A 19,219-nucleotide genomic window follows, 5' to 3' on the forward strand; every position below is an offset into this window, starting at 1 on the left:
AATTATGTACTAATTTAGTCCACGAAGGTGGACTTTGCTTGTGTAGCCGCGAATTCCATTCGCCCGGTATTCCTTCACCCGGTATTTAATAATCTCCAATCATGATATTTCTTGAACTCGTATTACAAAACTTTGGCCCCTACAGTGGGAAACAGGTAATCAATCTTAACCCAAAAACTGATGAAGAAAACTCGCGTCCAATTATCCTATTAGGTGGCATGAATGGCGGTGGAAAAACTACGCTGATGGATGCCATTCGTCTCGCACTTTACGGCCCCCGCGCCCAATGTTCAACCCGTGGTAATTTAAGTTATAGCGATTTTCTCAATCAATGTGTTAACAACAAAGCGGAAAGTGCGGTCTTGGGGTCTCCCCAAGAGGAGCAACTTTCCAAGAGGATAGATCCAGTTGCCGACACCCGGATTGAATTACTTTTTGAACATATCGAAAACGATAAACCAATAAAATACCGTGTTGTGCGTAGTTGGACAAAAAATCCGAAAGATGGTAAAGATACATTAGGTATTTTAGGCGACAGTGATACATGGCCTGATGCTTTAGTTAATATCTGGGATGAATATATTGAAAATCTCCTGCCATTAGGGATTTCTAACTTATTTCTCTTTGATGGTGAACAGGTTAAAGAACTCGCAGAACAGGAAATACCACCACCAGTTGTAGTAGATGCAATTCGTGGACTTTTAGGGCTAGAGTTAGCAGACCGTTTAGCAGTTGATTTAGATATTTTAGTTAACCGTAAACTTAAAGAAGTTGGTAATAGTAAGGATTTAGCAAACCTAGAGGAAATTGAAACTAGGTTAACCCAACAGCAAGAAGATTATCAAACCACAGAAGAGAAAGTAGAAATTCTCAAAAATCAGGTAGAAGAATTAGAACAAAAGCAGCAAGAAGCCTTTGATAAATTTATTTCTGAAGGTGGGAAGATTGCAGCAGAACGCAATCAACTAGAACTACAGCAAAATACAAAAACTGCGGAAATTGAACAAGTACGTCAGTCAATGTGTGAATTAGCATCTGATGTTTTACCTCTAGCATTAATTCCCAATTTGCTTACTCAGGCGCAAGCACAGGGAGAAAAGGAATTTCGCCATCAACAGGTACAAATTTCTAAAGATTTGTTAATTGAACGAGATCAGCGTTTACTCACTTGGCTAAATCAAGTAGAAATTTCTCCGATACAAGTTGAAAAAATCCAATCATTTTTAATCCAAGATGTAGATAGTTTGTATGCAAAGACTATCCAGATAGAAGCACCTTGGTTATTAGCTGATGATGAGAGTTTAAGTCAGCTAGATAATCTCATATATCACTTACAAAATTCTAAACTTTCTGCGAAAGAAAAATCAGCTATTATCAAAAATAAAGAAGAAGAAATTATCACTCTGGAAAGACAAGTGCAAACAGCAGCAGCACCAGAAGATTATACAAAGCTGCGTCAAGCATTAGAAGCTGCACAAAATCAAGTCGTTGAAGCTAAAGCAAATTACGAAACAATCCGCCGTCGTTTAGCTGAATTAGAAACTATTATTGCTAAGTCAAAAAGAGAATTAAGTGATTATACTGTAGAAAATATTAAACATAAAAATAGCGAGCATATTATTACCTCTGCGGCTAAAGTTCAAAATACACTCAAGATTTTTCGTGAAAAGTTAACCCTGCGAAAACTCAATAAATTAGAGGAGGAAGTTAAAAACTGCTTCCTTTATCTCCTCCATAAATCAGACTTAGTGCATCGCATCACTATTGATACTAAGACTTTTAGCCTTTTGCTTTATGATTTAAATGGTAAACCTGTTCCTAAACATCGTTTATCAGCAGGCGAAAAACAACTACTTGCGATCGCCTTCCTCTGGGGTTTAGCTAAAGTCTCTGGACACCGCCTACCTGTAGCAATCGATACGCCACTAGGTAGACTAGATTCCTCTCACCGCAGTAACTTAGTTGAACGTTACTTTCCATCCGCCAGCCATCAAGTAATTTTGTTATCTACGGATACTGAGATTGGCAAAAAAGAAGTAGAAACACTGCGAGAAAACGAAGCGATCGCTCGTGAATACCTGCTAAAATACGACTCTTCTACCCGTCAAACAACAGTGATAGAAAATCAATATTTTTGGTAGTAGATATCGTCTAAAAAAGATATTTACAATATATATAACGACCTTTGGAAAGTAGATAAGCAATGATGAACTCACCACATTTATTAAAAATAGAGCGTGACCTACGTGCTTTGTCATTAGAAGAACTAGAATGGCTGTTAGAACTTATGACAATACAAGTGCAAGAAAGGAAGCAAATATCAAATAAATTTACTAATGTGAAATATATGAAGGAACAACTAGCTGAAATGGCTAGCGATTTAGAGATACAGGCAGAAATGGACTCTATCAATAATGAATTCGGTGTAACAGAAATGGATGCTTTAGAAAAGTTGTGAGCATTGAGAGAGGACAAATTTATTTCATCAATCTTAATCCAGTGCAGGGACGAGAACAGGCAGGAACACGACCAGTTTTAGTGTTATCTATAAACGCTATCAATGAATCACCCTTGGTTGTGACTGTAGTTGTAGGTACGAAAGGAACGAATATTAAGCGTGATTATCCAACTAATATACGAGTCTCTGTAACTGACAGTGGATTGCTTATAAAAACAGTGTTCTTATGTTTTCAAATTCGTTCTTTAGATCAAAATCGCTTTCCTGCTGACCCATTGGGTAAAATTTCTGACTCCAAAATGCTTGAAGTTGAAACTGCGGTTCGCTACTGTTTGGGTTTATAAGCGAAAACTACCTCAATTTTTAGGAAGATTATGGAATCCCCAATCGAAAGAATAAAACTCTCCCAAGCAGCCAAAGACCAACTTACCAAACTCAGACGTAGCACCAAAATCGACCAATGGAATATCTTATGCCGTTGGGCGTTTTGTCGCTCTCTGGCAGAACCAACCACACCCTCGCCCGTCCCAATTCCCCAAGATAGCAACGTCGAAATGAGTTGGCGCGTCTTTGGCGGCGAAATGTCCGATATTCTCCTCCTCGCCCTCAAGCAACGCTGTCACAATGACGGTTATCCCACCGACAAAGAAACCCTCGCCACCCAATTCCGCTTACATTTGCATCGCGGTATTGGCTACTTAGCAGGCGATCCAAATATCAAGAAAATTGAAGATTTAATTGAACTGGCCATTAAAAATTGAAAGAATATTAGTTATCGGTGTCTTAATTACGAATTATTCTTATGCCGGAAGCGCTAGAAATCGAGCGTCACAGAGCTGCGATCGCTCGTACTGATTTATCTCGCCCCGTGCGATTGGCAATAGAATGGGCAATCCTACATCAAGACACCACTTTTTTTGATTACGGTTGCGGCTATGGTGGTGATGTCCAGCGAGTAAAAAACTTAGGTTACACCAGCACAGGCTGGGACCCTTACTACTATCCCGATGTACCACGCACCGCCGCCGATGTGGTGAATTTTGGTTATGTCCTCAACGTCATTGAAGACTCAGAAGAACGCCGTCAAAGCCTAATCAAAGCTTGGGAGCTTACCGGCAAAGTTTTAATTGTCGCGGCTCAAATACTGATTAACGCTCCCAGCAAAACCCAACTTGCTTACAATGATGGCATTGTGACGCGCCGCAATACTTTTCAGAAATATTACGAACAAGAAGAACTCAAAACTTATATTGATCAGGTGCTAAATGTAGATGCAGTACCGATCGCGCTAGGCGTCTACTTTGTTTTTCGAGATGAAGCAGAAAAAGAAAGTTATAAAGCTATCCGCTTCTTTTCTACCTCTTCTACACCGCGAGTCCGCATCCCTACTAAGCGGTTTGAAGATTATCAAGAACAGCTGCAACCATTAATGGCGTTTTTCACCAAGCGCGGTAGACTACCTGCAAAAGGCGAATTGGAAAATGAACAGGAATTAGTGAGCGAATTTGGTAACTTTCGCCGCGCCTTTGGTGTAGTTTTGCAAGCCACCGACGAAGCAGAATGGGATGCGATCGCTTACCGTCGTTCTCTAGATATCCAAGTTTATCTCGCCCTCACTCATTTTGATCAACGTCCTACATGGCAAAAGCTAGCCCCAGAAATGCGTCACGATATCAAAGCCTTTTTTAGTAGCTACGAGGAAGCTTGTCAAGTAGCCGACCAAAAGCTTTTCAGCTTAGGTAAACCTGGGGTGATTCAAACTGCTTGCGAAAAAAGCAGAATTGGTAAACATACACGCGGTGCGCTTTACGTGCATGTTTCGGCATTAGCAGCACTTGACCCGGTACTACGAATTTGTGAAGGTTGCGCTAGCCGTACCATTGGGCGTATAGATGAAGCCACATTAATCAAATATCACACTGATAAGCCGCAAATATCCTATCTGTCTTACCCCGAATTCGACACTGATCCCCATCCAGCATTAAAAGCCAGCATCGGTATTGATTTAAAAACCCTATTCGTCACTCATCGAGACTACGAAACTAGGGCAAATCCGCCGATTTTGCACCGGAAGGAAACATTTGTTACCAGCAACTACCCACGTTACGAAGAATTTGCTAAACTCACTCAACAAGAACAGGAATTAGGATTGCTCAAGGATAAAAGCGACATCGGTACGCGTGAAGGTTGGGAAAAATGCCTCGCCGCACACCGGGTAGAAATAAGGGGACATCAGGTTTATTCCATTAAGGAAAATTAAGGAAAATTAAGGAATAATCACACTGTTAGAGCATTGCTGATATGTATCTTAAATAAAGAAAATCTTAGCAGGTTTGTGTACTTACACGAAATTAGGCAGCAGTTATGGCAAGATAACTGCAATTCAATTAAATAAAAAGGAATCTTCAAGATTGTGGAAGTAAATAAATCGCTGCTACGAATTTTTGGCAGCCCGAAGATGGGAGCTTTGTTATTTCTTGGCTTTTCATCAGGGTTGCCGTTATATTTAACCAGTCAGACATTACAAGCATGGTTGACCAAAGAAGGAATTAGCTTGGCAGCGATCGCCGCTTTTAGTTTAGTAAAGCTGCCCTATTCTTTAAAATTTCTCTGGTCGCCTTTACTAGATAGATTTGTACCGCCTTTTTTGGGGCGACGTCGAGGTTGGCTGGTAATTACACAAGTAGTATTACTGTTAAGTATAGCTGCGATGGCTCTACAACACCCATCCCAAGGGCTACAACCTTTAATAATTGCTGCTGTTACCGTTGCTTTTTTTAGCGCCAGTCAAGACATTTTAGTTGATGCTTACCGCACTGATGTAGTGGAAATAGAAGAAAGAGGTGCTGGAGCATCTATTTACTTATTGGGTTATCGCATTGCGATTCTAGTAACCGGTTACCTCAGCCTATTTTTGGCAGATAGAATACCTTGGCAAGCTGTTTATTTATTGATGTCGCTGCTGATGCTCGTAGGCGTGGTAAGTTCTATTTTTGCACCAGAACCAGTCCTACGCGATCGCCCGCCTCAGACTTTAGGAGCCGCCGTCAAATTACCCTTCATTGAATTTTTCCAGCGTCATGGCTGGCTACAAGGACTTTTAATCCTGATATTCATTGTGATCTACAAGTTAGGGGATTCTTTACTAAAGAATGTATCCACCCCATTTTTGTTAGATAAAGGCTTACATTTCACTCAAAGCGACATCGCATTTCCTGGTGCGCTGGGAATTTTCGCCACTATTATTGGCACCTTAGCCGCAGGAGCAATAATGACCAAAATTGGTGTTAATCGCTCGCTCTGGATATTCGCAATATTGCAAGCTGTCGGTAATTTGGCTTTCTTTGCGTTAGCAGTAGTAGGTAAAAACTTTTATCTAATGTTAGCTGCCGTTAATATAGAACAATTCTGTGCCGGTTTAGAAACTGCTGCTTTTGTAGCATTTTTGATGAGTCTTTGTAACCAAAGCTTTTCAGCTACACAGTACGCCTTACTTTCAAGTTTACAGGCTTTTAGTAGAGATATTCTCACGGCTCCAGGAGGTACATGGGCGCAAACCACCGGTTGGTCTACATTCTTTCTACTCACAGCAATAGCTGCTTTGCCAGGATTACTATTATTGCCATTCTTTGCCCCTTGGAATCCAAAGCCAATGCTAGTATTATCCAGACCAGGACTTGAGGACGAAGAAGAGGATATATGGGGAATCAAGTAGTTATTGCTGTCGGCACATTTATTCTCTTACTCACTGGTTTATTACTTGGCTATGTTCTCTCGCAGTTAGTTCTGGGATTTCTAGCATTTAACCTCCTAACTTTTTTCGGAACACTTAGCCTAATTTTAATTTTTGGTACACTTTATTACGTTTTATTTTGGCAGTTGCGGAGAGAGCAGTCCCGGCCATCAACTATAAATGAACGAATACCAAACCAGGTAGACAATGGTGGATCTGATAGCTATCTCAAAAATAGGCTAATCGCTAAATTATCCGGTGACGCTGCGGCTGCCGAACGGTTAATTGAACAAGCAAAGGAGACTTATCCTGGGATGCCGGAGAATTGGTATTGCGAAAGAGTGCTTGATGAGTTGGAGCGCGATCGCCCATAATACTGAGGGAGTGGGGAGTGGGGAGTGGGGAGTTAGGAGTTAGGAGTTAGGAGACAAGGGAGAATTTTTCCAATGCCCAATGCCCAATGCCCAATGCCCCATTCCCAAAAAATCGCTAAAATCAATCAAGAATACTTCACAAATCTTCAGCTAGGTTCTCATAAAAGTTCATAGCTCTTTGCAATCTAAATATGGCTATATTTCGTCAGTACATTGCCCCCTTGCTTGCGGTATTGGTATTTCTCTTTGCCCTAGTGGCAGTCAGCGCCCGCATCTTTTTACCTTCCGATATGGCAGCACCCGCACCAATAGAACAGGTAGGGGTAAGTTCTCAACCTACTCCAAGTGATTTCCCACCAGCAGCACATAACGAAAGCTAGCTCCCGTCAATAAACCTATTTAAGTGTCTGAGCAACTACTACCTGGGTATATTATTCGCCGTGGCTCCGTTTTGGATCGATCGCTGCTGCTTAAATTCATGCAGCGAACTTACCAGGATCTTTTTCCCAATGAAGATTTTTCTCACCTAGAACAAACAGTTAAGCAATACTTTTCCAGCGATACGCCCTTGTGGTGGGTCGATGAGGAGGGGAAGCAAGGGAGCAATAAAGGATTTCTCTCCTCTGCCTCCCATCCACCCATAGCCTGTCTCTGGGTGGGCAATGCCATAGATCAAATACAGGGAAACCGTCATGCTCACATCTTTATCCTCTACGTTGTACCAGAATATCGGCGACGAGGTATTGGTAGAGCGTTGATGCGATATGTGGAAAATTGGGCTATTCAAAGAGGCGATCGCCAGATTGGACTGCAAGTGTTTCAATCAAACAAACCCGCATTAAATCTTTACAATCAGTTAGGTTATCAAACCCAATCCCTGTGGATGGTAAAATTCCTGAGTGCAGAACAATAAAGAAAAGCATATCGATAACATACTTTAGCGTCTGAAGTTATGACAGTTCTCGTTCGGATAAAACTCGACGAGGTGAAAATAAAGTGTATAATACTGCAATTAATATTTATAAAGCTTTAACTTATTGGTGCGGGGGTATATGTTAATCCCTTTTCGGGATTGAAATGAAATTATGTATGACGAAGACGATCTCAGCCTACTCGATGTTGAGGAGGAGCTAGAAAGCCCCTTAGATAAAATAGAGCCGCTAACTGCCGAATCAGAGGTGGCAAAGCCTGATCCAGAAGTGATGCTAGCCTTGCTGGAAAATCCCCAGCCCCAGCAAAGAATGTTAGCAGCGCGTGCTTTTTGTGATATAGAAGATGCGCGTGCTACCCCGCATCTAATTCGTCTGTTAACTGATAACTGTCCCTTAGTGCGGGTGAGTGCAGCCTATGGCATCGGACGCAATCCCACCTCAGAAGCAGTCAGTCCGTTAATTGCTCAACTAAACAATGATTGGAATGGCTATGTGCGTAAAGGTGTTGTTTGGGCTTTAGGAAACTGTCGCGATCGCCGTTGTTTACCACCCTTAGCAGATGCCTTAAGAACCGACATTTCCGCAGTGCGTTTGTGGGCTGCTAGCGCCTTAGCACAGATGGCAGAAGTGGGTTACGAAGCAGTTATCGGGGCAATACCACCATTAATTGAAGCCTTAGTCCAAGATCCCGTGGCAGCAGTGCGGAGTAACAGTGCTTGGGCAATTGGTCAACTGTGCCGCGAACTACCTTCTAATGTAGTTTATGCCACAGCGATCGATGCTTTAATTCAAGCCTTTGCCGAAGACCAAGATTTGGGAGTCCGGGAAGACGCTAAAGCCTCACTTTTAGGAGTGGGTGATCCCCGTGGCTTACAGCTGATTGAAACCCTGGAACAAGAAGGGTGGTTTTGATTGGGGATTGGGCAATTCAATGCAAGGATTTTGGATTATAGAATTGAAATTTAATCCAAAATCCGTCTTAAAAAGTTTGCTCAACGGGGGGAACCCCCGCACGCAACTTTTGTCTCCGACACGCTACGCGAACGCAAAATCTAAAATCTAAAATTCTTACTGTCCTTCAGTTCCAGGTTTGACCAAATTTAAGTCATAAGGACGCTCAGTATCATCCTCACCTAAATATTCACCATTTTGAATTTCCAGAATAACTAGCGGAATATGTCCAGGATTTTCTACTTTATGTAGGGTTGCTGCGGGAACATAAGTTGATTCGTTTCGATTCAATAATATTTCCGCATCGCCACAAGTCACCTTCGCCACACCGGAAACTACAACCCAATGTTCATTGCGGTGATAATGGATTTGTGGTTTGATACCGTGCCTGGGCTTGATTTCAACACGACTAATTCTATAGGTTTCTCCCTCCTCGATCACCTCCACCTCACCCCAATATCGTGTACCTGCATGTGGAGACAATTCGTTGATATTTGACTGAGTATTATTGTCATTCTGAGCCATAACTAATTTTTCAACCAAATGATTATCAGTATTTTTAAGTAATCTAACGTAAACACAATAAACCTGGGCATGAAAATGGTCACAACATCTGTATTAATACAACTGTTCTAACTTGACCCCTGGTAATGGATTCTATCCCTGAATTTCTGAATTATGAATTATGAATTATCAATTATGAATTATTTACTCCCCCTATACTGAATCCTATAAATCCGATTATTGGCTTCTTCTGTTAGTAGTAGACTACCATCTGGCAACACGAGTAAACCTACAGGTCGTCCCCAAGTGGTGGGTACAGAAGGATTTAGCAAAAATCCTGTGAGAAAGTCTTCGTAGTAGCCAAGCGATCGCCCTTTAGCATCGAAGGGAACAAATACAATTTTATAACCAGTGCCGCGATCGCGGTTCCAAGAACCACGAAAAGCAGCAAAAGCACCGTTACGGTATTTTTCTGGAAACGTTTTACGATCATAAAACTGCAAACCCAATGCTGCTGAGTGCGCCTGGAACAGCACATCTGGACTTTGGGTACGGGCTACTAAGTCGGGGCGTTTACTTTTGCCATCCGTCTTTTGGCGCGGATCGAGGTTGTTTGGTGCCAGATAAGCATAAGGCCAGCCGTAAAATGCCCCCTGTTTAACGCGTGTCAGATAGTCTGGAACCAAGTCATCACCGATTCCATCTCGTTCGTTGACAGTGGCGTAAAGTTCCTTAGTTACAGGATGAAAGTCTAAGCCAACAGGGTTACGCAAGCCGGAAGCAAAAGTCTGCTGCTGGGAACCATCTAAATTCATCACCTGTATGGAAGCCCGTGGTAGAGGTTCTTCATCCACATTGCTTCCTGAACCAACTGAAACATATAATTTATTGCGATCGGGCGAGACAACGACATTGCGCGTCCAATGGTTGTTATAACCTTCAGATGGCAAGTCGGCGATTTTTTTCCCCTTACCTGTAATCTTGTTTTGACCTTGAGTATAGGGAAAACGCACCACAGCATCTGTATTCCCCAGAAAAAAAGAATTACCTGCAAAAGCCATTCCGAAGGGTCTATTGAGTCCGTTGTCCCCACTAGCAAAGGTTTCTCGAACGTCGGCTATGCCGTCGCCGTTGCTGTCACGCAACAGACGAATCCGATTTTGCCCGGTTTCAGTCACTAGGACATCACCACTGGGGGTTAAAGCTAGCCAGCGTGGGGCATCTAAACCTTCAGCAAAGACGTTTACTGTGAAGCCTGGAGGTACGCGCAGCACCGGATTTTGCCCAATGGGCACAACCTCAGGCCGCTTGGAGGCACTTTTTGTTGCGAAGGGTGCTGGTAAATTCTTCAGATTGATCCGGATGGGTTTGGGTGAAAGTGCTTCAGTACGGACAATATTTTTTGGCTGTGTAGGATTCTGTGTTTGTTGGGCAGAAGCTACAGATGTTTGTGGTGTGGGATTATCCAAAGAAGCGCGACTCTGGTTACAGGCTGCTGTCAAGGTTAGTAACAAAACTGGCAGCAATAAACGCGCAGGGGCTTTCATGGCGGTAGACACTATACACAATTTTTATACTCTAGACTTGAGATTTAATAATTGTCGCCAGTCTAAAGTTTGATTTTTCTTGTTGTTTATACATATAAGCATTTGTTAGTTGACAAAAAATTTTCAAATTCTGCTACTGCCAATGGACGGCTAAATAGAAAACCTTGCATATAATTACAGTTATATTGACGCAAAAAAGCTAGTTCTGCTTCCGTCTCTACACCTTCAGCAACTACATCTAGATTGAGATTGTGAGCCATTTGAATTAATCCTTTAGTAATGGCTGATTTCTGCGGATCGTTAGTAACATTATGGATAAAATAACGGTCTATTTTTAATGTGTTAATTGGTAAGGTTTTCAGATAAATTAAAGAATTGTAGCCCGTACCAAAATCATCGATCGCAATTTTTACACCCAAGGATTGCAATTTGTTCATAGTAGCGATCGCACTATTTACATCTTGCATAATCATACTTTCAGTCAGTTCTAGCTCTAAGTAATGTGGTTCCAAACCATTTATAGCTATTAAATTGACTATTTTCTGAATCAAATCTGGTTGATTAAATTCCATTACTGACAGATTCACAGCAACAATCAAGGAATAAATTCCGGCATCACGCCAGCTTTTTATTTGTTGACAGACCCTTTTTAATACCCATTTCCCAAGTGGAACAATTAAACCTGTAGACTCTGCTAACGGAATAAATTCTGTTGGGTAAATCATCCCCAATTCTGGGCTTTGCCAGCGCAATAAACTTTCAACAGCTACTATTTTACCAGAAGCAATATCGACTATTGGTTGATAATAAATTTCAAATTCTTGAAATTTATGTTGTTTGATAGCCCGATGTAAGCTAATCTCTAACATCTGCATTTTTGGAGACAAGCTGTTAATTACAGTCGGAGGAGATAAATATCTTTTTAAAGTAGCGTACTTTTCCAACCTATTCGTGATCGCACTTAATAACTCAGCACGAGTGAATGGCTTAGTTATATAGTCATCGGCACCCATATCCATACCTTGACGGAAGTCAGATTTGCCAGATTTGGCAGTGAGAAAAATGAAGGGAATTGTTGCCGTTGATGGATCTTGGCGTAACGCTGTTAGCACGCCATAACCGTCAATTTCTGGCATCATCAGATCACAGAGAATTAAATCGGGAACTTCGGAGATAGCCAAATCTACCCCAATTCTGCCATTAGCCGCAGCAAGAGTTTCAAAATTCTCAGCTTCTAGTAAATCTAAAATATTTTCACGAACTGCTTCTTCATCTTCTATTATTAAAATTTTGGGCATAATTTACCTGAATTTATATTTTATTATTTAATGAGAAAATGACAACAAACTTTGTACCAAATCCCAACGTAGTTGTGACAAATGTTCCACTTTAGTAGATACCAGAAACTCACTCGAATGAGGCAGCCTGGTTTGTCGTGTCTGTCAGTACCATAGTGCGTGTTAGTAACCATTTATAGTCAGTAATTGTCTTTCAACGAGAATCTGATGTGCTACCTCAAAGGAACCAATACTAGCGTTCCCTCTAGTTTTCTCTGTTTTTTGCGCTAGTGCTTGACAAATACTTTCAGGGTTGACAAGACCAACAACTTGATATTGGTTGTCTACAAGTGCCAGTAGATGTAACTGCTGCAACAGTGATACCACTGAGGTTATCTTTAGAAATTATGACACGTTTAATGTCATGACCGAAGTATGGATAACTTCAGAAATATTGGCTGTTTGCAAACTAGTTCCTGAAGCTAAAAGCAGTATTATATCATACTGGGTGAAGCACCCCACTACCTGCAAATACCAAGAAATTAAGACAATCTTGCTCCGTGCTGCCATCAGTGCGTAGGCATAGCCGGTCGTAGACACCGCAATAGTATTCTTAATAGTGTTTCCGGCATAACCCATCCGCAGCAAACGTTCAATTATTCACTCTAAGCTTTGTAGCCTTAGAGGTTGAGGTAAGGGTTGCATAGATTTTTGCGATACGTGTTATTAAAAATAATAGTTTAAGGTTATTACTTAAGTATTGCCACATGTTTTGACGCCAAACAAGTAGTAATATTTGGGTTATAAACACAGCAAAAAAGTGTGTTAAGAATTACAATCTAGCTTATATGCAGCTAGTTGGATGTTAGGCATGGGGAAATTCAATTTTGGATTAAATTTCAATTCTTTAATCCAAAATCTAAAATTCTTGCTCCCCTGCTTCTTCACTAAGGACGCAACTGCACCCGCCGTTCGCCGTAACGCAATAGCCTTTCTATAGTTACAAGCCGATTTTCCCAAACTTTGACTTGATAGGAATTTGACTTAAGCTCTTGGCTCATTAATACCCGAAATTGAGACTGGAACCGAGTTAGAGAGGCTCTTGCCACTAGTAACTTACTAGGATTCGGGGAAGCAGCAAGCTGATTTAAAGCATTGCGTAAAACTTCTGCCTGGTTGTTAAAATCTGATATTGTCTGAGCAGACTTTTGTAGTTGGTCATTTTGGAAAACAAACTTCCATTCGCGTTGTAGGGCGGTGTAACGGATGGCGGCAGTTTGAAAAGGCTGGCGGTGAGGAATCGGTTGACTTTTTGTGGATTGAACCCTACCTTGGGTGCTAATAAACAGTTTTTGTAGCTCGTTGTTAAAATTCTCCGCAGCAAAGAGTGCGTAACCACTAACTGGCAAGTCCCTTACCAACTGGAGTTGATCGAATGCTCCAATTGTTGGCAAAGAAAGTAAGCGAATTCCCGGCACTAACAATGTAGCTCCCAATTGTTTAGAGGCGATCCAGGGTTGGGCTAGTCGTTGGAAGCGAGAAGTATCCAGAGCATAAGTCATGGGAACGATTAAATCTACATCTCCCCGCCTTGCCCAAGTTTCCCAGTTTTGTTGAATTTTCTGAATCCGCTCTAGTTCTGGCAGAGGAAATACTGCAACCGACAAAATCAAATTCGGTCGTTTTTGCCGCAACTGCTGTGAAACTTGGGCAACAAAGCTATCAACTTGCATGGTGCGAAATGTTGTCCACTTTTGCCACAGTTCTGGTTGGCTGGGGGAAATATTTATCGGATCTACACCAGTAAGTTGCTGAAACTGCGCTCTTGCAGCTTTGCCATAGCCATAGGTTCGACCTGCTGATGGGTCTTGAAAGGGGTAGCGAATGTAGTCTAGCTGTAGACCATCGACGTTATAGCGAGTGACGATTTCATCGTACAGCTTGAGCAAATACTGCCGCACTTCCGGGTTGGCTGGGTCGAAGAATGGCTTAGTCTGACCAACCGGAATCATGTTACCCAGGTTATCGTAGTTTGCCCAATCGGGATGAGCCGCCAGTACTGGCCCGGGATAATTAAGACTAACGTTGATGATTTGATTGTGACGTTGGTTCCCAGCTGCAAAAGTCCAAACCCAAGCGTGTAATTCCATGTCTCGCTCATGGGCTAATTTCACCGCATCTGCCAGTGGGTCCCACCCACGAATTAATGGGTTTTGCTCTTTTGCGACTTGGCTCGGATAAATGGTATAGCCAGCGTTAACAGTTTCAAAGAAGACGGTATTAATCCCAGTTTGGGCTAGGCGATCAAAAATCTGTGCCAGTCCCGCCTTGCTACCAGCACGAACAATCGTCCCCCGATCTAACCAAACTGCCCGAATTTCTGGTTGAGCCAGCCTCCGATCAACAGGAAACTGCTGCCACAAAATCGTCTTCGCTACCAGCCACTGCTGACGAGCCAGAGCGTAGTTTTTTTGGGCAATCAATTGGGGTAAGTTTTTGGCAATTACTCTTACCTGTGCCAAGGCTTGGTCTTTATTTCTGACTAGCCCCCCCAATTTAGTTGAGGCCAATTGCGTCGTCGGCTGCTCCTTGACAGATTGGGGGGTGTAGGTGTCCAGATCCCTAGAGGACTGCTTTTGCTCAGATATCGCAACACCTTCATTAGCCGCATCGGCTGACACTGCTAAATTAGCACTTTCCACCCGACCAATGAGATTTTCTAGCTCTTGCTGGAGTGCGATCGCTTCGTTGTTGTTAATCGGCTGATTGGAATTAGGTGCAACATCCAGACGCACCGCTTGTTCCAACTGATCTATAGCCTCCTGAGAATTTGGGGGTTTGACTGTAGTTAGGGGTCTAGGTATGGGAGCGGTGGCAGTTTTAGGAGGAGGGGATGAGGGGGATGAGGGGGATGAGGGGGATAAACTGCCTCTCTGCCCCTCTGCCCTTGATGCCGCCGCCACCCTTGTCGAGCAGTTTTGGGAACCTCCTGCTACTTTTTTCATGCGATTTGATGGCGGTGGTGCTGTCAAATAGTGATTGAGAGCAGCTTTTAACCAGGCATTATCTAACTCGGCGGCTGAGGCTGTATTTGTTCCCCAGCGCCAGCCCAAAAGGGTGGAACGCTCAGTTGTCACTACTGCGGCAGAATTATCTTTGGAATTCCAAACAGCAGCAGATTCAGTGCCCATATCATTAGGAATCACAACGCCGCCGCGTACTTTGCCAAAGAGTTGAGTTTGATTTGCCCATTCTGGGATATTGGTTTTTACGGGTTTAATCTCTTCTGTATCACTGAGGCTGAATCCCCAATAACCTCCCAAAAGCGATCGCAATAACTGCCGCACTCCTGGCGCTGATAGACTACCTACTGGCCCACTGGCAATCAACCGCCCCCCTTTACTCATCCATTCTTCTAGGGCGATCACTTGGGTTGGGGTTAATGTCTCCACATTTGGCAAAAATAATACCCGGCGATCGCCCCAATCTGCTGCACTCTTGACATCATTTAGGGGAATTACACAATATTTCACCCCTATTGCCTGTAAGCGATCGCTTATCCCTACCCATTGATTTGCATTTTCTTGCCCATACACTACGCTCAATACAGGTTCTTCAGTCGCTGCCCTGACTGGCAAAATACTAAAACTATTTAAAATTAAAAAATTAAAACTTAAAATAAATAATCCGGCTTTTTTAATTTGTGAATTTGCCTTTTTGTGATACTTTTCCTGATATTTCACTCCTGACTCCTCAGTGGATTATTTATTAAGCATTACTTCTTATTTATCATCTAGCATAACAATAAATTACCTCCGAGAAACAACTGATCTTTGATAACTAAACCTGACCATAATTGAAAATACATGTTTTGATTAAATCTTCAACTCCTGCTACTGGGAAAATTTTTGTATTTAGTCTGCCAGCTAATTCCTCAATACTCATATCATCTAAAAACACTAATTCCCCATTTTTTAACATGACATTCGGTAGCAAAATCCCATCACCTAAATCTTGCCCTTCTAAATTTATAAGCAAATCATGACCAGTTAATAATCCAGTTACACTGATAGTTTGTCCCCAATAATCACTACATAAAGCACGCATATTCACTTCTAAACCTTCAACAAAATTTAAGCGTTTCAAAATCGGTTGAAATGCTTTTTCTACGGCGTTGCCTACTACCCAAGTTAATTTCCTCTGAGGATAAACTTTTGGCGGTAGTAATTCTGCTGCAACGGTGGCAAATTGCTTCAGAAATAATTGAATCGAACCAACTCCGTTATCAATTTGGGGATATTCTTCATATTCAGATTCGCTGGGTAATTCCTCACCTGCAATCAAAAACCACTCATCGGCTAACCAAACAACGCTAGAACCGAATTGTTGGCGAAATTGCTGTGAGAGCATTTGCACTTGAGAAATCACTTCTTGGGCTTTTTCCCTAGTTACGGGTATGAGTTCATCTTCTGGAGGCCGAAACCGTGTCAACCCAACTGGCACAACTGCCACCGATGCGACCGCAGGCACTTCACCAGTATGAAAGGACGCTAAATCTTTGAGAGTTTGTTCCAGATGTTTGCCATCATTTATACCAGGACAAACAACCACTTGAGCATGAATTTGTAGTCGCCTTTCTTGAAACCACTTGATTTGTTGCAAGATTTGTCCCGCACGCGGATTTTTTAGCAGTCTAATTCTGACTTCCGGCTCCGTAGCATGAACAGAAACATACAACGGAGACAAGCGCATTTGCTCAATTCGCTGCCATTCTCTTTCTGGTAAATTGGTCAGGGTAAGATAAGAGCCGTACAAAAAGCTCAGGCGGTAATCGTCGTCTTTTAAATACAAGCTGGTGCGCTTACCTGGTGGCTGTTGGTCGATAAAGCAAAATGGGCAACGGTTATTGCACTGAATTAAACCATCAAATAGGGCAGTTTCAAATTCTAGCCCCAAGTCTTGGTCGTAATCTTTTTCGATTTCCAGGCTATGAGTTTTACCAGTAGCGTCTAAAACCTCTAGTTCCAAAACTTCATCAGCACACAAAAACTGATAATCAATTAAATCGCGGGGACGTGTACCATTGATAGCAACGATCGCATCCCCGGATTCAAAGCCTATCTCTGCGGCTATTGAGTCTGGAAGAACCTTAGTAATTCGGGCAGGATGAATTCTAGTCATGGGGTATTGGGCATGGGGCATGGGGCATTAGTCATTTGCTTTGGACAAAGGACAAATGACTAATGACAAAGGACTAATGACTATTATCCCTTCCAACCTGCTGCGATCGCCAGTAAGATAACACTACCGAATGCTAATCTATACCAAACAAAAACTAAAGTGTTTTTGGTTGCTAAGTATTTGATCAAAAATGCAATCGATAGGTAGGAAAAAATAAAGGTTGAAATAATCCCTACAATTAACAGTCCAACAATGTTATCTGGCAACTGGTGGGCTTGAAACAACTTGAATATTTTTAGGCTTTTATACAGCGTAGCAATGGTAAGAGTTGGAAACCCTAACAAAAATGAGAATTTCGCTGCTGTATCGCGTTCTAATCCTAAAAATAAGGCAGTCGTCAACGTCGAGCCAGAACGAGAAACGCCCGGAATCAAAGCAAGTGTTTGCCCCAATCCAACTAAAATCCCATCCCGAATCTGCAATGACTCAAAACCTCGCTTGCGAGTGCCAATTTTCTCTGCCAAACCTAATATAAGTGCCATGATGATCGACATAATGGCAATAATTAATGCACTCTCCGGTAGAATGTCTTTCAAAAGAAAGCCAAAAATTAAGGCAGGCATTGTTCCGACTACAATACCAACAAGAATTTTCCACTCCTCCCGTTGCCAGTCTCTGTCTTTTAGTGCTTCGATTCCACCCTTGACAATACTGTAAATCAGTGACCAAAAATACCCTAAAATTGCGATAACACTGCCAAATTGAATTGCATCAACAAAATCTTTAGAACCTAGTTCTTTCCAACCAAATACCTTTGTCACAATCAAAAGATGTGCAGTACTGCTGATTGGCAAAAACTCTGTAATACCTTGAACAATACCCAAAATAAAAGCTTGAATAAACTCCATATGTAATTAAGACCTTTTTCCTGTTCTAGACATGATTATGAACATTGTTTAGCTGATAATGTTATTTTTTATACTCTTTGCTGCACCCAATCTTGTAGAAAATTCAATTTTAGTGATCAATAACATCATCGAAGACGCTGACCATGTTCTTACACCCATGTCAATAAGTCAACGCAATTTTGGCAGTTCATCAAACTTTAATATTTCGCGGACTGATCCCTGTTGACTTTTTAACCGTTAAATTTACCCTCACCTCTGTGTAGTCCCCATTTACAAGGGACTACAGAGGAGTTGTGTACATAGTGCAACTTTGGTGGATTAGTCTGGTGTGGCGCAGAGTGTTTTGTCTGATTTGCGCCAGCGCTCCCCGAAATTTCAGTATAATTGCAATACCCCAGGGGGGGATTTTAAAATGTGATATCTTAAATAAGATAAAGTTTAGTAACAAATATTAAAAACTTTGATTAATAATACATTGTCCTCCTATACCGTTTCTACCCCTCCGATTGATACCGACTTGGATTTAGCTGATACTGGGCAGAAGGATATCAGGCAATTGGAATCTACACTCTCCTTTTCTCCCTCTCTCCCCTTATCGGTTTTTGGGCGACAAAGTTGGTTAGTGTTTGCGACGGCGGTATTTTTGGTAACAGTGCCAGTATTTATAGAAGCGCCAATAGTGCGATCGCTACCAAGTCTAAGTTTAGCGCTGACAGGATTTTGGGTGTGGCTAAGTTTTACCTTGATGTCACGTCCTGCAACTTACGTCTGGGGGGATTTGCTCTTAGGATTTAGCTCAAGTTGGTTAGCAGGAGCGATTTACTGGGGTTGGTTACGTTGGGAGCCTTTATGGCATCTGCCAGTGGAGTCTATAGGTTTACCGTTTGCTTGCTGGTGTTTGGCGAAGAATTGGGGCAAGGTGGGTAACTGGTTTTATTTAGGTTCTTTACTCGGTACAGTTTTAACAGATGTATATTTTTATATAGCAGATTTGATGCCCTATTGGCGGCAAATTATGATAGTAGATGCTGATGTAGTACCGCAAATATTACAAAATGCCTTAACGCAAGTACAAACGCCTTGGGGACAAACTTGGGCTATAATTCTGGGTCTAGTGCTGTTAACAGTCGGAATTTTACCTTTAGGTCGAAAGCAAAGACACTGGTATGCCTTTAGTGGCGCAGTTTTAAGCACAATTTTGGTAGACAGCCTATTTTTGTTAGCTGCGATCGCAGCCTGAATAAGGCAAGAGGCTGCATTTTTTGCCCAAACTCCCAGCCCAATCTACGGCAGATCGAAAATGATGCTGTAGATGATTAATTAGTTAAGAAATATTACATAACAGTTGCTCACC

Annotated in this window: 19 protein-coding genes; 11 read left to right on the forward strand and 8 right to left on the reverse strand. The window is 42.0% G+C overall.

Annotated features, from left to right (window positions below):
• The first annotated feature begins 101 nt into the window (after positions 1–101).
• The 10 genes from dndD (at position 102) to HWQ23_RS22485 (ending at position 8,409) form a co-directional block, all read left to right on the forward strand.
• A complete protein-coding gene (gene dndD / locus HWQ23_RS22440; protein WP_292833011.1) occupies positions 102–2,141 on the forward strand; it encodes a DNA sulfur modification protein DndD in 2,040 nt (679 codons plus the stop codon).
• Positions 2,142–2,203: 62 nt separating this feature from the next.
• The gene (locus HWQ23_RS22445) at positions 2,204–2,458 is read left to right on the forward strand and encodes a hypothetical protein (protein WP_292833015.1); all 255 of its coding nucleotides are present in this window, start codon (positions 2,204–2,206) and stop codon (positions 2,456–2,458) included.
• Positions 2,455–2,802 (forward strand): type II toxin-antitoxin system PemK/MazF family toxin, encoded by a 348-nt coding sequence (locus HWQ23_RS22450; RefSeq protein ID WP_292833018.1) that lies wholly within the window; start codon positions 2,455–2,457, stop codon positions 2,800–2,802. The genes HWQ23_RS22445 and HWQ23_RS22450 overlap by 4 nt, the downstream gene beginning before the upstream one ends.
• 30 nt (positions 2,803–2,832) lie before the next feature.
• Positions 2,833–3,219: a DNA sulfur modification protein DndE gene (gene dndE, locus HWQ23_RS22455; RefSeq protein ID WP_292833021.1), complete on the forward strand. Its 387-nt coding sequence runs from the start codon at positions 2,833–2,835 to the stop codon at positions 3,217–3,219.
• Between the two features lie 41 nt (positions 3,220–3,260).
• Positions 3,261–4,718 carry a DNA phosphorothioation-associated putative methyltransferase gene (locus HWQ23_RS22460; protein ID WP_292833024.1) on the forward strand — a complete coding sequence of 486 codons (1,458 nt, stop codon included), beginning with the start codon at positions 3,261–3,263 and terminating at the stop codon, positions 4,716–4,718.
• A gap of 153 nt (positions 4,719–4,871) precedes the next feature.
• Complete coding sequence (locus HWQ23_RS22465; protein WP_292833027.1) at positions 4,872–6,173, forward strand: AmpG family muropeptide MFS transporter; 1,302 nt, start codon at positions 4,872–4,874, stop codon at positions 6,171–6,173.
• The gene (locus tag HWQ23_RS22470) at positions 6,158–6,565 is read left to right on the forward strand and encodes an ABC transporter permease (RefSeq protein WP_292833030.1); all 408 of its coding nucleotides are present in this window, start codon (positions 6,158–6,160) and stop codon (positions 6,563–6,565) included. Before HWQ23_RS22465 ends, HWQ23_RS22470 begins: the two co-directional genes overlap by 16 nt.
• A gap of 191 nt (positions 6,566–6,756) precedes the next feature.
• Positions 6,757–6,945 (forward strand): hypothetical protein, encoded by a 189-nt coding sequence (locus HWQ23_RS22475; protein WP_292833032.1) that lies wholly within the window; start codon positions 6,757–6,759, stop codon positions 6,943–6,945.
• A 23-nt stretch (positions 6,946–6,968) separates the two neighbouring features.
• Entirely contained in the window at positions 6,969–7,478 is a 510-nt protein-coding gene (locus HWQ23_RS22480; RefSeq protein WP_292833036.1) for a GNAT family N-acetyltransferase, read from the forward strand.
• Positions 7,479–7,650: 172 nt separating this feature from the next.
• Positions 7,651–8,409: a HEAT repeat domain-containing protein gene (locus HWQ23_RS22485; protein ID WP_292833039.1), complete on the forward strand. Its 759-nt coding sequence runs from the start codon at positions 7,651–7,653 to the stop codon at positions 8,407–8,409.
• 156 nt (positions 8,410–8,565) lie between these two features.
• Here the strand turns inward: HWQ23_RS22485 and HWQ23_RS22490 are convergent, their stop codons facing one another.
• From HWQ23_RS22490 to HWQ23_RS22525, 8 genes are all read right to left on the reverse strand, one after another.
• A complete protein-coding gene (locus HWQ23_RS22490; RefSeq protein WP_292833042.1) occupies positions 8,566–8,973 on the reverse strand; it encodes a phosphomannose isomerase type II C-terminal cupin domain in 408 nt (135 codons plus the stop codon).
• 179 nt (positions 8,974–9,152) lie between these two features.
• Positions 9,153–10,499 carry a PQQ-dependent sugar dehydrogenase gene (locus tag HWQ23_RS22495; RefSeq protein WP_292833045.1) on the reverse strand — a complete coding sequence of 449 codons (1,347 nt, stop codon included), beginning with the start codon at positions 10,497–10,499 and terminating at the stop codon, positions 9,153–9,155.
• Positions 10,500–10,585: 86 nt separating this feature from the next.
• Positions 10,586–11,797, reverse strand: coding sequence for an EAL domain-containing response regulator (locus HWQ23_RS22500; protein WP_292833048.1), 1,212 nt, complete (start codon positions 11,795–11,797; stop codon positions 10,586–10,588).
• A 162-nt stretch (positions 11,798–11,959) separates the two neighbouring features.
• Positions 11,960–12,163: a hypothetical protein gene (locus HWQ23_RS22505; RefSeq protein ID WP_292833051.1), complete on the reverse strand. Its 204-nt coding sequence runs from the start codon at positions 12,161–12,163 to the stop codon at positions 11,960–11,962.
• Between the two features lie 18 nt (positions 12,164–12,181).
• Positions 12,182–12,376 carry a CBS domain-containing protein gene (locus HWQ23_RS22510; protein WP_292833054.1) on the reverse strand — a complete coding sequence of 65 codons (195 nt, stop codon included), beginning with the start codon at positions 12,374–12,376 and terminating at the stop codon, positions 12,182–12,184.
• 347 nt (positions 12,377–12,723) lie between these two features.
• Positions 12,724–15,519 carry a glycoside hydrolase family 10-like protein gene (locus HWQ23_RS22515; RefSeq protein WP_292833057.1) on the reverse strand — a complete coding sequence of 932 codons (2,796 nt, stop codon included), beginning with the start codon at positions 15,517–15,519 and terminating at the stop codon, positions 12,724–12,726.
• Positions 15,520–15,616: 97 nt separating this feature from the next.
• Positions 15,617–16,957 (reverse strand): TIGR03279 family radical SAM protein, encoded by a 1,341-nt coding sequence (locus HWQ23_RS22520; RefSeq protein ID WP_292833163.1) that lies wholly within the window; start codon positions 16,955–16,957, stop codon positions 15,617–15,619.
• A gap of 83 nt (positions 16,958–17,040) precedes the next feature.
• Positions 17,041–17,865 (reverse strand): undecaprenyl-diphosphate phosphatase, encoded by an 825-nt coding sequence (locus HWQ23_RS22525; RefSeq protein WP_292833060.1) that lies wholly within the window; start codon positions 17,863–17,865, stop codon positions 17,041–17,043.
• Positions 17,866–18,325: 460 nt separating this feature from the next.
• Between HWQ23_RS22525 and HWQ23_RS22530 the strand changes: the two genes are divergently transcribed.
• Complete coding sequence (locus tag HWQ23_RS22530; RefSeq protein ID WP_292833063.1) at positions 18,326–19,105, forward strand: DUF3120 domain-containing protein; 780 nt, start codon at positions 18,326–18,328, stop codon at positions 19,103–19,105.
• Positions 19,106–19,219 lie beyond the last annotated feature (114 nt).

It is taken from the genome of Nostoc sp. JL33 (genome assembly GCF_017114985.1).
Taxonomy (GTDB): Bacteria; Cyanobacteriota; Cyanobacteriia; order Cyanobacteriales; family Nostocaceae; genus Nostoc.

Bases quoted from the DNA above. Each gene is read 5' to 3' on its own strand.
- dndD (WP_292833011.1), top strand. From the start codon at position 102: ATGATATTTCTTGAACTCGTATTACAAAACTTTGGCCCCTACAGTGGG.
- HWQ23_RS22445 (WP_292833015.1), top strand. From the start codon at position 2,204: ATGATGAACTCACCACATTTATTAAAAATAGAGCGTGACCTACGTGCT.
- dndE (WP_292833021.1), top strand. From the start codon at position 2,833: ATGGAATCCCCAATCGAAAGAATAAAACTCTCCCAAGCAGCCAAAGAC.
- HWQ23_RS22460 (WP_292833024.1), top strand. From the start codon at position 3,261: ATGCCGGAAGCGCTAGAAATCGAGCGTCACAGAGCTGCGATCGCTCGT.
- HWQ23_RS22470 (WP_292833030.1), top strand. From the start codon at position 6,158: ATGGGGAATCAAGTAGTTATTGCTGTCGGCACATTTATTCTCTTACTC.
- HWQ23_RS22475 (WP_292833032.1), top strand. From the start codon at position 6,757: ATGGCTATATTTCGTCAGTACATTGCCCCCTTGCTTGCGGTATTGGTA.
- HWQ23_RS22485 (WP_292833039.1), top strand. From the start codon at position 7,651: ATGTATGACGAAGACGATCTCAGCCTACTCGATGTTGAGGAGGAGCTA.
- HWQ23_RS22490 (WP_292833042.1), bottom strand. From the start codon at position 8,973: ATGGCTCAGAATGACAATAATACTCAGTCAAATATCAACGAATTGTCT.
- HWQ23_RS22495 (WP_292833045.1), bottom strand. From the start codon at position 10,499: ATGAAAGCCCCTGCGCGTTTATTGCTGCCAGTTTTGTTACTAACCTTG.
- HWQ23_RS22500 (WP_292833048.1), bottom strand. From the start codon at position 11,797: ATGCCCAAAATTTTAATAATAGAAGATGAAGAAGCAGTTCGTGAAAAT.
- HWQ23_RS22520 (WP_292833163.1), bottom strand. From the start codon at position 16,957: ATGACTAGAATTCATCCTGCCCGAATTACTAAGGTTCTTCCAGACTCA.
- HWQ23_RS22525 (WP_292833060.1), bottom strand. From the start codon at position 17,865: ATGGAGTTTATTCAAGCTTTTATTTTGGGTATTGTTCAAGGTATTACA.